General features: G+C 62.9%; 15 protein-coding genes. 9 read left to right on the top strand and 6 right to left on the bottom strand.

The features are described 5' to 3' along the window. The first annotated feature begins 2 nt into the window (after positions 1–2). Positions 3–1,172 carry a hypothetical protein gene (locus tag KFF05_09975; protein UTW50302.1) on the top strand — a complete coding sequence of 390 codons (1,170 nt, stop codon included), beginning with the start codon at positions 3–5 and terminating at the stop codon, positions 1,170–1,172. Positions 1,173–1,298: 126 nt separating this feature from the next. Next, a complete protein-coding gene (locus tag KFF05_09970; GenBank protein ID UTW50301.1) occupies positions 1,299–1,610 on the top strand; it encodes a hypothetical protein in 312 nt (103 codons plus the stop codon). On the opposite strand, the gene KFF05_09965 is transcribed toward KFF05_09970, so the two are convergent. Next, positions 1,607–1,993 carry a DUF3144 domain-containing protein gene (locus tag KFF05_09965; GenBank protein UTW50300.1) on the bottom strand — a complete coding sequence of 129 codons (387 nt, stop codon included), beginning with the start codon at positions 1,991–1,993 and terminating at the stop codon, positions 1,607–1,609. The genes KFF05_09970 and KFF05_09965 overlap by 4 nt on opposite strands. A 183-nt stretch (positions 1,994–2,176) precedes the next feature. Here KFF05_09965 and KFF05_09960 point away from each other — a divergent pair, with 183 nt between their 5' ends. Then, entirely contained in the window at positions 2,177–3,109 is a 933-nt protein-coding gene (locus KFF05_09960; GenBank protein ID UTW50299.1) for an exopolyphosphatase, read from the top strand. Between the two features lie 44 nt (positions 3,110–3,153). Continuing rightward, positions 3,154–3,558 (top strand): VOC family protein, encoded by a 405-nt coding sequence (locus tag KFF05_09955; GenBank protein ID UTW50298.1) that lies wholly within the window; start codon positions 3,154–3,156, stop codon positions 3,556–3,558. A 6-nt stretch (positions 3,559–3,564) separates the two neighbouring features. On the opposite strand, the gene KFF05_09950 is transcribed toward KFF05_09955, so the two are convergent. From KFF05_09950 to KFF05_09940, 3 genes are read right to left on the bottom strand one after another with little or no spacing between them, the layout of a single operon-like run. Next, a complete protein-coding gene (locus tag KFF05_09950) occupies positions 3,565–4,875 on the bottom strand; it encodes an O-acetylhomoserine aminocarboxypropyltransferase (protein UTW50297.1) in 1,311 nt (436 codons plus the stop codon). A 4-nt stretch (positions 4,876–4,879) separates the two neighbouring features. Continuing rightward, complete coding sequence (locus KFF05_09945; GenBank protein ID UTW50296.1) at positions 4,880–5,395, bottom strand: CoA-binding protein; 516 nt, start codon at positions 5,393–5,395, stop codon at positions 4,880–4,882. Then, the gene (locus KFF05_09940) at positions 5,392–6,222 is read right to left on the bottom strand and encodes an enoyl-CoA hydratase (protein ID UTW50295.1); all 831 of its coding nucleotides are present in this window, start codon (positions 6,220–6,222) and stop codon (positions 5,392–5,394) included. Before KFF05_09940 ends, KFF05_09945 begins: the two co-directional genes overlap by 4 nt. Before the next feature lie 142 nt (positions 6,223–6,364). Between KFF05_09940 and KFF05_09935 the strand changes: the two genes are divergently transcribed. From KFF05_09935 to KFF05_09920, 4 genes are all read left to right on the top strand, one after another. Beyond that, the gene (locus tag KFF05_09935) at positions 6,365–6,784 is read left to right on the top strand and encodes a PaaI family thioesterase (protein UTW50294.1); all 420 of its coding nucleotides are present in this window, start codon (positions 6,365–6,367) and stop codon (positions 6,782–6,784) included. A 167-nt stretch (positions 6,785–6,951) separates the two neighbouring features. Further along, entirely contained in the window at positions 6,952–7,416 is a 465-nt protein-coding gene (gene rplM, locus KFF05_09930; GenBank protein UTW50293.1) for a 50S ribosomal protein L13, read from the top strand. Positions 7,417–7,419: 3 nt separating this feature from the next. Further along, positions 7,420–7,902, top strand: a complete 483-nt coding sequence (gene rpsI / locus KFF05_09925) for a 30S ribosomal protein S9 (GenBank protein ID UTW50292.1) — start codon at positions 7,420–7,422, stop codon at positions 7,900–7,902. A gap of 122 nt (positions 7,903–8,024) precedes the next feature. Then, positions 8,025–8,603 (top strand): thioredoxin family protein, encoded by a 579-nt coding sequence (locus KFF05_09920; protein UTW50291.1) that lies wholly within the window; start codon positions 8,025–8,027, stop codon positions 8,601–8,603. Between the two features lie 7 nt (positions 8,604–8,610). On the opposite strand, the gene KFF05_09915 is transcribed toward KFF05_09920, so the two are convergent. After that, positions 8,611–9,636 carry an alpha/beta fold hydrolase gene (locus tag KFF05_09915; GenBank protein ID UTW50290.1) on the bottom strand — a complete coding sequence of 342 codons (1,026 nt, stop codon included), beginning with the start codon at positions 9,634–9,636 and terminating at the stop codon, positions 8,611–8,613. Positions 9,637–9,806: 170 nt separating this feature from the next. On the opposite strand from KFF05_09915, the gene argC reads away from it, so the two are divergent. Further along, a complete protein-coding gene (gene argC / locus KFF05_09910; protein UTW50289.1) occupies positions 9,807–10,778 on the top strand; it encodes an N-acetyl-gamma-glutamyl-phosphate reductase in 972 nt (323 codons plus the stop codon). A 58-nt stretch (positions 10,779–10,836) separates the two neighbouring features. Here the strand turns inward: argC and parE are convergent, their stop codons facing one another. Next, positions 10,837–12,828, bottom strand: a complete 1,992-nt coding sequence (gene parE / locus KFF05_09905; protein ID UTW50288.1) for a DNA topoisomerase IV subunit B — start codon at positions 12,826–12,828, stop codon at positions 10,837–10,839. Between the last annotated feature and the right edge of the window lie 91 nt (positions 12,829–12,919).

Raw genomic sequence — 12,919 nt, 5'->3', positions numbered from 1 at the left:
GTATGTCAAGGACCCCGAGAAAGCCGCCGCAGGGTGAACCGGAAGCCGGCGGAGCGCCGCAAACGCCGCCTCTGGAGCAAGCGCCTGCGGTGTCGAATCCTTCGAATTATATTGAGCGTTTAAAAAATAGTTGGATTTACGCCGTCGTGTTTGTTGGTACGGGCTGCGTCGCAGCGACCTATTCGGTGACATCGACCATGTTCGGCAAGGAAGCTGAACTTACGAACACCAAATACGAGACGAAGATACAGGGGCTTACCGAGGATCTCGCCAACGTTCGCAAACGCTACGAGATGCGGCTGTTCGAGCAGGACAATCAGAAATTCATCAATGTCGGAGCCATGTATGGTGCCCCGTTGAAGTTTACGAAGACGCCGAAGGTCGACCTCTATGACGACAGCGCCTTCTTTGCGTTGAAGTCTCATGTGCGCTTTCGATATGAGAAAATGTGGCCGTTCGAGACCGAAAGCCTGAAGACGAAGAAGGCGTTGAGCCCCGAGAACCGCAAGGGGATGGAAGACTACTATCTTCGTAACCCGAACAACCGAAAGGCGCATGTCTGGTTGTTCGACGAGACCTGGGACCTTGATGGACATGAGTACCTTAAGCAGTTGAGGCCCTACATCATTGTCGACTACGTGCCGTCGCCGGAGCGCAGCCTGATGTCGCTCGAAGATGCGGAAAGGCTAAGCACGGTCGGGCCAGCGGCCCCGATGCAGGAAGATCAGGCGTCGTGTCCTCAGGTTCAGGCGACACTGGAAGGGATTGCCGGTGTGATGGCCAATACCGAGGCGCTGGCCGCAAGCCTTGGGCAGCTGGCCAAAAAATTCTTTGACGGCGACAGGCTGGGATACTTTTTGATCAACGTCCTATACGGCCGCCTCATGCATTCGATGGAAAATCACCTGCCGTTCGAGATCGTGAAGATGCAGAAGGTACCGGGGGCGATGTACCTCCAGGTCCGGACGAAGCTGGAGAAAGTGACAGTCGACGGGAAGCGCTATCCGACCTACTACATTCACGAGACCCTGTTGGCGGTGCAGGCACCGACCGGTATCCGCAGGATTCAGACGTTCGCGCCATCGAATACCAAGTACCTCACGCACGTGCCGTATATCCACCACGTGAACGAGTGGCTTGAGCACTTCTACATCATCACGGAAGGTGGTTGAGCCCGCAGGCTAGGCGACGAGGGAGCTTACTGGCAAAGGCAACCAGGTATCTGCGACGGACAGGCGGCCACGGCCATCTGTTTGCAGCAGGAGTATCCTGCCGCCGTTGGACAGCAGCATGTGCGGATGTTCTGGCTCGATTGCGTGCCGCTTTTGGCGGCAATCTGCACGGTGCGCGTGCCGTCAGATGCCTTGGACGACGAAGGCAGGCAGGCCGTGTGCTTTTCCAATGACGACAGAAGAATGTCGACGCCCTGTGTCGCGATAAAAGGCTTGTCCGAGGCGGGGGCAGGTGATGGGGTGGCCGCAACCAAGGAAAACACCAGCATAATGGCGGCGGTCAGCGTCAGAAGCGATCTGGAAACCAAGCTGCACATTGTAAATTCTTGCATAAGACGTGCAATTTCACAAAGCGCAAGTTCTGGAATTTCCGGTTAGAACTCGTCCTTCACCTGATTGATCAGCTGATGCAGGCCGGCCGCCGGCTTGGGCTGTTCATGCTGTCTGCCATGGACCTGGGCGTAGTATTCCAGCATGTGGTGAAATTCTTCGGTGATATGGCCTTCGGCGATGGCTTCCGGGTCCGTATGCTGGGCGACGAAGGCGGAGAAGTTGGCCGCCGCGTGACGCAGGCCTTCGGCGATAACCTCGGGCTGCAGGCCGCTTTCCAGGCGCGTGTTGGCGACGTTGATGATCTGATTGGCGATTTGCACGCTGAGCGTATGGTCATCGTCGCCGTGGTCATGGCTGTGGTCGTGGCCGCAATCGGGGCCGTGGACATGCCCGTGATGGTGATGATCGTGATCGTCGTGGTTGGCCATGGCCTTTGTCCCTTCGTCTGTGGCGCGGCGTCGCGTCTCGGCGCCTGCTATAGCACATCACCGGGGGCGCTGGCACGCCGATCCGCATGATTGGGCTGTCCCCGGTTCATATTGCAATGTGCTGAACTTAGGCGGTACCTTCGAGGCAATGAAACGCGCACCGAAACGGGCGAGGAAACAGGCATGAGCGCGGACACCGGATCCTACCGGCTGATTACCCGGCCCGATTTCGACGGCGTCGTCTGCGGCGCCCTGTTCATGGAGCAGGACATGATCGACACGGTCATGTTCGCCCATCCCCGCGACATGCAGCACGGCAAGATCGAGGTCTCCCGCGAGGATATCACCACCAACCTGCCTTACGTGCCGGGCGTGCATCTGTGTTTCGACCATCACGTATCCGAATCGGAACGCGTCGGTCCCATGGAAAACCATATCATCGATCCCAAGGCGCCCTCGGCGGCGCGGGTGGTCTATGATCATTACGGCGGCAAGGACACCTTTCCCCTGGTCGACCCGGCCCTGATCGACGCGGTGGACAAGGCCGATGCTGCCCAGTTCACGGAAGAGGAAATCCTCGCCCCCGACGGCTATACGCTGCTCAACTTCATCCTCGACGGGCGCACGGGGCTGTCGCGCCTGCGCGATTTCGCGATCTCTGAAGAACAGTTGATGATCGACATGATGACCTATTGCCGCCATCACCCGGTCGAGGAAATCCTGCAGATCCCCGACGTGGCGGAGCGTGTGCGCACCTACATCCTGAACGAGGAATTCGCCGAAATGCAGATCAAGCGCTGCGCCGAGGTCACGGACAACGTGGTCAAGGTCGACCTGCGGGGCGAGGACACGCTCTATACGGTCAACCGCTTCCTGGTCTATGCGCTCTATCCCGAATGCGACATCTCGGTCCATCTCACCAACCTGCCGGACCGCGGCCGGGTCGAGATCGCGGTCGGCAAGTCGATCCTCGACCGCGGCAACAAGGCCAACGTCGGATCGATGCTGTTGCAGTACGGCGGCGGCGGCCATGCCGCCGTGGGCACCTGCCAGGTTGATCCGGACGACGCCGACCGCGTCGCCCAGGAAATCGTCGCCGCCGTGCGCGGCAAGTAATCCAACCATTCATCGTCAAGAACCAGAAACGTTAGGGAGTTCCCATGACCGCGCCGTTCCAGATCGACCGCATCGACCATTTCGTCCTCACCGTCGCCGACGTGGACAAGACCTGCGAGTTTTATGGAAAGGCGCTGGGCATGACGCGGGAAGACTTTGAAGCCCGGCCCGGCGACATCCGCACGGCCCTGCTGTTCGGGCGCAACAAGATCAACCTGCACCCGTACCCGAGCCCCTACGAGCCCAAGGGCGTGAACCCGGTGACCGGGGCGGGGGACTTCTGCCTGATCACCGAAACCCCGATCGCCGACGTCATGGCGCATCTGGAAGGCCTGGGCATCGAGATCGAGGTCAAGCCGTCCAAGCGCACGGGCGCCCTGGGCGAGTTGAACTCCATCTACTTCCGCGACCCGGACGGCAATCTGGTGGAAGTGTCCAACTACGTCTAAGGGCTGCTAGGCGGCGCTCAGCGCCCTATCCAAATCCCGGATCAGATCATCCGCCGTTTCCAGGCCGATGGAGAGCCGCACCACGTCCGGCCCGGCGCCGGCGGCGATCTGCTGCTCTTCCGACAACTGCCGGTGGGTGGTCGAGGCAGGGTGGATGATCAGCGACCGCGTGTCGCCCACGTTGGCAAGGTGGGAGAACAGTTCCACCGTTTCCACGCATTTGATCCCGGCCTCATAACCGCCCTTGAGCCCGAAGGTGAACACGGATCCGGCCCCCTTCGGCAGGTATTTCTTTGCGAGCGCGTGCCAGGGGCTGGATTTCAGGCCGGCGTAGGACACCCAGGAGACGGCGGGATGGCCTTCGAGGAATTCCGCCACGGCCTGGGCGTTCTGAACGTGGCGGTCCATGCGCAGCGCCAGGGTTTCCGTCCCCGTGATGGTCAGGAAGGCGTTCATCGGCGCCATGGCGGGGCCGAAGTCGCGCAACGCCACGGTCCGCGCCTTCATGGTGAAGCCGAAGTCACCGAAGGTCTCGTAGAACGTGAGGCCGTGATAGGCCGGGTCAGGCGTGCACATGCCGGGGAACTTGCCGGACGCCGCCCAGTCGAACTTGCCTGATTCGATCACCGCCCCGCCCATGGAATTGGCATGGCCCGACAGGAACTTGGTCGTCGAATGAACGACGATGTCGGCCCCCCAGTCGAAGGGGCGCAGCAGGTAGGGGGTCGCCAGCGTGTTGTCGACGATGAGCGGGATGCCCGCCGCATGGGCGATCTCGGCGATCGGCTCCAGATCGACGACGAGCCCGCCCGGATTGGCGAGGGCTTCGAGGAAGAAGCACTTGGCGTCGGGATGCGCGGCGAGGGCGCGTTGGAACTCCTCCGGCGTCGGATCGACGAAATGGCAGGTCCAGCCGAGTTTCTTGAACGAATGGCCGAATTGGGTGATGGAGCCGCCGTAGAGGTTCTTCGACGCGATGAAGCTGTCGCCCGGCTCCAGCAGGGTGAACATGGCGAGGAACTGCGCCGCATGGCCCGAGGCGGCGCAGACGGCGGCGCGCCCGCCCTCCAGATTGGCGAGGCGTTCCTCCAGCACCGACACGGTGGGGTTGGTCAGCCGGGAATAGATGAAGCCGAAGGTCTGCAGGTTGAACAGGTCGGCCGCGTGCTCCGCACTTTCGAACACATAAGACGTGTTCTGATGGATCGGCGTGACCCGCGCCCCGGTTTCCGCGTCGGGGCGGGCACCGGCGTGGATGGAGCGGGTCTCGAACCCGAATTCATAGGGGCCGTCCGGGGCGGTTTTTTTATCTGCCATCGGATCAGCGCTTCGGCCGCTTGGCGGAAATGACGCCGGAATTGACGCCGCACCAGCCCAGTTCGCCGAACAGCCGCCCGTATTCGATCTTGGGGCAGCGGTCCATGATGACGGTCAGGCCGGCGGCTTCGGCCCGCACCGCCGCCGCATCGTCGCGCACACCCAGTTGCAGCCAGACGACCTTGATGCCTTTGGCGTCCTTTAATTCAATGGCGCGGTCGATGATGCCGCCCGCGTCCTTGGACGCGCGGAACACGTCGACCATGTCGACGGGGCCGGGCACCTCGCCCAGTTCGGCGAAGACTTTCTGGTCCCAGATCTCCTTGCCCGCATGACCCGGATTGATGGGGATGACGGTGTAGCCCTTGCCCAACAGGTATTTCATGGCGAAGTTGGACGGCCGCACCCAATTGGGCGAGGCGCCGACCATGGCGATGGTGCGCACGTTCTTCAGCACGCCCGCGACCAGGACGTCGTCGTAATGGAGGGGCGGGGGCGGTGTTTCGGCGGGCTGGCTCATGGTGTGTCCTTAGGGTCCTTCGACGGGTCTTGCCATGCAGGCATGGGCTGTTTGTCCAGAAAGGCGCCGACGCCGCCCTGGGCGTCCGGATGCAGCATGTTCTGAACAATGGTTTCGGTGGCAAGGTCGTAGGCGGCCTCAAGCCCTTCCTCGATCTGCTTGTAGAACAGCTCCTTGCCGAACTGGATGGCGCGGGGCGACTTGTCGGCGATGGTGCGGGCGAGGTCGTCCGTGGCGCGGTCGAGCCTATCCGCCGGCACCACTCGGTTGATCAGGCCGTATTGCCGCGCCGTTTCGGCATCAATGAAATCACCGGTAAAAAGAAGTTCCAGCGCCTGTTTACGCGGCAGATTTCGGGTCACCGCCACCATGGGGGTGGAGCAGAACAGCCCCAGATTGATGCCCGAGGTCGAAAACCGCACGCCCTCGGCGGCGACGGCAAGGTCACATTGCGCGACCAGTTGGCAGCCCGCTGCCGCGGCGACCCCGTGGACCCGCGCGATCACCGGCTGCGGAATGCGGGTGAGTGACGTCATCATGCGCGAGCATTGCTTGAACAGGGCTTCCAGCGGTGCGCGGCCGTCCATGGCCTTCATTTCCTGAAGGTCATGCCCGGCGCAGAAGGCGCGGCCGTTGGCGGCGATGACCACGACCTTGACCGACCGGTCGTCCATCAGGGCGTCCAGCTGGTCCTGGATCGCACCCATCAATTCGGTCGAGAGCGCGTTGAACTTGTCCGGCCGGTTGAGAGTCAGGGTCGCGACGCCGTCGCGGTCGTCGCGCAGAAGCAGGGCCTCGTTGGCGCCTTGGTTGGCAGAATCGGTCATAGGCGATGTTTCCTCCGCCTTTGTTTCTACGGCCCGGTGGCCGGGGATGGCAAGCGGGGCCGGCGTGCCGGACCCTCAATTGACGTTTACGTTAACGTAAATTACGGTCGCATTTCCTTCATTTCAGCCCGGAGCCCACGCCATGCCGGAAATCACCGCAGAAGATTTCAACCGTATCCTGGAACAGGAAATTCCCTTCGCCCATGAGGTCGGCATGCGCGCCGACGCCATCGGGGAGGGCACGGCGGTGTTGCGCATGCCGGCGGGTGAACGGCAATTGCGCCCCGGCGGCACCGTGTCGGGCCCGGCCATGATGGCCTTGGCGGACGCGGCCATGTACGCGGCCCTGCTGGGCCGCATAGGCCCCGTGAAACTGGCCGTCACCACCAGTTTCAACGCCAATTTCCTGCACCGGCCGGAACCCGCCGACCTGATCGCCGAGGCTTCAGTGCTGAAACTCGGCAAGCGGCTCGCAGTCATGGAAGTGACCGTGCACTCCGACGGCTTCGATGCCGCCGTCGCGCATATGACCGGGACCTATTCAATTCCGCCAAAGAGCTGATTCCAAACAATAAGGTATTATAATACCGCGTGTGTAAGCGACGGAAATTGTTGCAGTTTTCCGCTTGACTTCCCGCTCTTGTGTGGCATATTCCGCCGCCTTCGGCCCTCCCTGTGCGCGTTTTGCCTGGGGATCGGGCCGCGAAAGCTTTTAAGGAACGTGAACCGATGAAAACCTATTCCGCGAAACCGACGGAAGTCGAAAAGGGTTGGTTCGTCGTCGATGCCGAAGGTCTTGTCCTCGGTCGTCTGGCGTCGGTCATCGCCTCTCGCCTGCGCGGCAAGCACAAGCCGATGTATACCCCGCATATCGATTGCGGCGACCACATCATCGTCATCAATGCCGACAAGGTGCGTCTGACCGGCAACAAGCTGGCGGACAAGAAGTACCATTACCACACGGGCCATCCGGGCGGCATCAAGACCCGCACGGCCGGCGGCATCCTGGGCGGCGCCCATCCCGAGCGCGTTGTCATCAAGGCCGTCGAGCGCATGGTTACGCGCAACCCGCTGGGCCGCGAACAGATGCGTAAGCTGCATGTCTATGCGGGCTCCGAGCATCCCCATGCCGGCCAGCAGCCGCAGGTTCTGGACGTTGCATCCATGAACCCGAAGAACAAAAGGAGCGCCTAATCCATGTCCGAAGATGTGAAAACGCTTGAGGACCTCAAGGAACTGACGGGTGCTCCGGACGTCGAAGACACGGCCCCTGCGGAGCCGGTGATCGACGAACACGGCCGCTCCTACGCCACGGGCCGCCGCAAGGACGCCGTCGCCCGCGTGTGGATCAAGCCGGGACCGGGCAAGATCACCGTCAACGGCCGGGACGCCGCGCTCTATTTCGCGCGCCCCGTGCTGCAGATGATGATCAAGCAGCCGTTCGAAACGGTCGAGCGCCTGGGCCAGTACGACGTCATGTGCACGGTCAAGGGCGGCGGGCTTTCGGGCCAGGCCGGCGCCGTGCGCCACGGCATTTCCCGTGCGCTGACCTATTTCGAGCCGACCCTGCGCGGCAAGCTGAAGGCGGGCGGGTTCCTGACCCGTGACAGCCGCGCCGTCGAGCGTAAGAAGTTCGGCCGCCGCAAGGCCCGTCGTAGCTTCCAGTTCTCGAAACGATAAGCCAAGATTTTGATTTTGGTCGAGAAGGGCCGCTGCCATTGGGCAGCGGCCTTTTTCGTGTTCGCTGTCAGGCAGCGGGCTTTCGCGCTATACTGGTTCGCCCAACGACGGGAGGACAGGACATGCGACGGCTTTTAACGGCAGTGGTGGTGTTAATGGCGATCTCGGGCACGGCCCGTGCCGCCACGGTTGGCGACGACGGCCTGCACAAGCAGCCCTGGTTCGCGGAAACCTTCCTGATCCTGGCCGAGGACATGGCCGATGCCGCCGCCCAGGGCAAGCGCGTCGCCGTGATTTTCGAGCAGAAGGGCTGCCCCTATTGCCGCGAAATGCACACCGTGAACTTCGCGGTGCCCGAACTCTCGGACTTCGTGAAGCAGAACTTCATGGTTCTGCAATTGAACCTATGGGGCTCGCGCGAGGTCACGGACCTGGACGGCAAGGCCATGGAGGAACGGGATCTGGCGCGGCGCTGGCGGGTCAACTTCACGCCGACCATCGTGTTCTTGCCGACGCCCGAGGAAATGAAGGCGGGCGAGACCGAGGTCGTGCGCATGCCCGGCTATTTCAAGCCGTTCCATTTCCAGTCCATGTTCGAATACGTGAAGGCCGGGGCCTATAAGGACCAGCCGTTCCAGCGCTTCCTGCAGCACAAGTTCGAGGAAATGGAAAAAGCCGGCCAGAAGCCCAAGGTCTGGTGACCTTAACTTACGGCGTGCGGTCGAGGAACGCCCGCAGCTTGTCCGCCCACAGGTCGGCGTCGATCATCGGCCCGGCATGGCCGTAGCGGGTCTTGATCTCATGAAACTCCGTATCCACGCCCTTTGATTTCAGAAGGTCCACCGTCGGCTGGCCCAGGGCCACGTCGACGACGCTATCCGTATCGGCCAGCACGTTCAACAGCGGGGCCTTGATGTTACCCGCCAGCGGCGTCATGTCGGAGCCGATGCCGGCGCGGTAGAGGATATAGAGGGAGTTGGCGTCGAACTCGCGGGCCCAGGTTTCGGCGCGCCCGCGGATGATGCGTTCGCGTTCCGCCGGGTCGTCCACCGTGTCGGCCAGGTGGGTGCCGATGCCGTAGTTGGTTAGCCGCTCAATCCGGTCGGCGACCATGCGGTCGAACACGCCGCCCGCGATCTCGTTGCCGTAATAATGGCCCCCGTTCCATCCCGGGCATTGGGCGTAACGGTCGATGATCGCCTGCACTTGCTCGGGCTTGGTGGCGCGTTTGATGACGCCGGCGATGGGGACGAGGGCCCGCATGCGGTCCGGATGGGTGGCGCCCCAGCGAAAGGTCAGATGCCCGCCGTAGGAATAGCCCATGACGGCCTTTAACTGCCCGATACCCAGGTGATCGATCAACAGGCGCTGTGCCTCGACCATGTCGGCGCAGGAATAGGCGGGGAAATCGGGCCCCCAGGGCTTGCCTGTCGCCGGATTGGTGGAGGCCGGGCCCGAAGTGCCGTAGGCCGAGCCCAGCATGTTGGAGCAGACGACGAAGTACTTGTCCGTATCCACCGCCTTACCGGGGCCGATCAGGTTGACGGCCCAGCCGCTGGCGTCACCAGTGGCGTGGGGAAAGTTGGTGTAGCCGTGGCAAACCAGGATGGCGTTGTCGCCGGCGGCGTTGAGCGTGCCCCAGGTCTCGTAGGCGACGGTCAGGTCGGGCAGGGTTTCGCCCGTGGACAGTTTGAAGTCGCCATGGGTGTAGGTCTTGGAAGTCGGCAGCAGCATGAGAATGGGGCTTTCGGAAAAGGAGGGGCGGCAGGATGTGGCGGAAACTCTAGACCCGTGATGCCCGAAGGATCAATGCGCATTGTTGCGCGCGAGGCCGGCTACGCCTATACCCTGTCGGCGCAAAGATCATTTCGCGACAAGGCCAAGCAACCACAAGGACCAAGACCATGACTGCCAAGGTGTTCATCGACGGGGAAGTAGGGACCACGGGACTGCAGATCAGCCAGCGCCTGTCCCGCCGCGCCGACGTGGACCTGTTGCGTCTGGCCGATGACCGCCGCAAGGACCCGGCGGCGCGGGCCGAGTTGCTGAACGCGGCGGACGTCGCGATCCTCTGCCTGCCCGATGCGGCGGCCAAGGAATCCGTGACCCTGATTGAAAACAATTCGACCCGGGTGATCGATGCCTCGACCGCCCATCGCACGGCCCAGGGCTGGACTTACGGCTTCCCGGAATACGACAAGGGCCATGAGGCCACGGTCGCCGGTGCGGCGCGCGTGGCCAACACGGGCTGCTACGCCGTTGCTTCCGTGTCGCTGCTGCACCCGTTGGTGTCGGCGGGGCTGCTGCCCAAGGACTTTGCCGCCAGCATCAACGCCGTGTCAGGCTATTCCGGCGGCGGGCGGCAGCTGATCGAAGCTTTCGAAGACCCGAATGCGGAAGGCCATATCGACACCGCTGTGCGGGTCTATGCGCTCGGCCTGGCGCACAAGCACGTGCCGGAAATCCACAAGTATTCAGGGTTGAACCACGCACCGATCTTCGTGCCCTCCGTTGCGCGTTATCGCCAGGGCATGATCGTGCAGATTCCGGTGCCCTTGTGGTCGCTGCCGGGCACGCCGACGGCCAAGGACCTGCATACGGTGCTCGCCGACCATTACGCCGGGCGACGCTTCGTCACCGTCGAAGGTTATGACGCGGCGCTTGGGTTGGGGCATCTTGAACCCGAGGGACTGAACGGCACCAACGACCTGAAGCTTTTCGTCTTCGCCAACGAAGCCACGGGCCAGGCAGTGCTGACGGCGCTGCTCGACAACCTGGGCAAGGGGGCGTCCGGCCAGGCGGTGCAATGCCTGAACCTCATGCTGGGGATGGACGAGGCGACAGGCCTTGATCCTTCCGACGACCTGTTGAACTGAGCGGCGACCGCCGCGACGGCAGGGGGCGGCTTTGCGGGTTGCTCAGGCCGGCCGGTGACTAGATGTCGATGTCCTGCACGAACTTGGCGTGTTCCTGGATATAGGCGAAGCGCAGTTCCGGTTTCCGTCCCATCAGGCTTTCCACCAGTTTCGCCGTCTTTTTGGCTTCGGTCTTGATCTCGGGCCCGTCGCCCGTGGGCAGGGTCACGCGCAGCAGAATGCGCTTGGTCGGGTCCATGGTGGTTTCCTTCAACTGGGACGGCGGCATTTCGCCCAGGCCCTTGAAGCGGCTGACGTCGACCTTGCCGCGGCCCTTGAACACGGTCTCCATCAATTCGTCCTTATGCGCGTCGTCGCGGGCATAGGCCGACTTGCCGCCTTGGCTGAGCCGGTAGAGCGGCGGCAGGGCGAGATAGAGGTGGCCGGATTCCACCAGCTTGGGCATTTCCTGGAAGAAGAAGGTCATGAGCAGCGACGCGATATGGGCGCCGTCGACGTCGGCGTCGGTCATGATGATGACTTTCTCGTAGCGCAGGTCGTCTTCCATGAATTGATCGCCGGTGCCGCAGCCCAAGGCTTCCATCAGGTCGGACAGTTCCTGATTGGCGCGCATCTTGTCGGCGGTGGCGCTGGCGACGTTGAGGATCTTGCCGCGCAGGGGCAGCACGGCCTGGGTCTCGCGCAGGCGCGCCTGCTTGGCGGAGCCGCCGGCGCTGTCGCCCTCGACCAGGAAGATTTCCGTACCTTGGGACGTATTGCGCGTGCAGTCGGACAGTTTGCCCGGCAAGCGCACGCGGCGGGTCGCCGACTGACGTTTGGTCTCCTTGGCGGCGCGGCGCTTGAGGCGCATTTCCGCGCGCTCGATGGCATGCTCCAGAAGGGCGTTGGCCTGGGCCGGATGACCGGACAGCCAGTGGTCGAAATGGTCGCGCACCGCGGTTTCGACCAGGCGGTGGGCCTCGGCCGTCGCCAGCTTGTCCTTGGTCTGTCCCTGGAACTGCGGATCGCCGATGAACACGGACAGCATGATCGCGGCCCCGCCGGTGATATCGTCGGCCTGGACCTTGGCGGCTTCCTTGTTCTTGACCAACTCGCCATAGGCGCGCAGCCCCCGCGACAGGGCCGATTTCAGGCCCGTTTCATGGGTGCCGCCCTGGGCCGTCGGAATGGTGTTGCAGTAGGACGAACAGAATCCTTCCTCATCCAGCGGCCAGGCGATGGCCCATTCGGCGCGGCCGGTGCCGCCGACCAGCTTACCCTCGCCGACGAAGGGCTGATCGGTCAGGCATTTGCGGGCCTCCAGGGACGCCTGCAGGTAGTCGCCGAGCCCGCCCGGGAAGTGGAAGGTGGCTTCCGCCGGGGTCGGATCGTCGGCCTTCAACAGCTTGGGATCACAGGACCAGCGGATTTCGACGCCCTTGAACAGATAGGCCTTGGACCGCGCCATGCGGTACAGCGCCTGCGGCTTGAAGGCGCAGCGCGCGCCGAAGATCTCAGGATCGGGGGAGAACGTCACCGTGGTGCCGCGCCGGTTGTTGACCGTACCCGCGTCCTCCAGCTTCGAGGTCGGATTGCCCTGCGAATAGGTCTGGCGCCACAATTTCTTGTCGCGGGCGACCTCGACGACCAGTTCCGACGACAGGGCGTTGACCACGGAAAGCCCGACACCGTGCAGGCCGCCCGAGGTTTCGTAGTTCTTGCCCGAGAATTTGCCGCCGGAATGCAGCGTGGTCATGATGACCTCAAGCGCCGATTTGTCCTTGAACTTGGGGTGCGGGTCGATGGGAATACCGCGTCCGTTGTCGCGCACAGTCAGCGCGCCGTCCTCGCCCAGGGCGACTTCGATGCGGCCCGCATGGCCGGCCACGGCCTCGTCCATGGAGTTGTCGATGATTTCCGCGGCCAAGTGGTGCAGGGCGCGTTCATCCGTGCCGCCGATGTACATGCCGGGGCGGCGTCGGACGGGCTCCAGGCCTTCCAGAACCTCGATGTCCTTGGCGGTATACTCGCCGTCGCCCGAGGGCTGGGCAGCCTTGGCGGGTTTTGCCATGGCGGCTTTCGGCGGCGCCTTATCCGGTTGCTTTTTGTCTTGGGCGTGTTGAAATAGGTCGCTCATTGGCTATCCGGCCCCATGTCTTGTG

It is taken from the genome of bacterium SCSIO 12827, from assembly GCA_024397995.1.
In the GTDB taxonomy this organism is placed as follows: Bacteria; Pseudomonadota; Alphaproteobacteria; order Rhodospirillales; family Casp-alpha2; genus UBA1479.
Note: the sequence above shows the minus strand (reverse complement) of the source record. Positions and strands in the feature narration are given on the sequence as shown.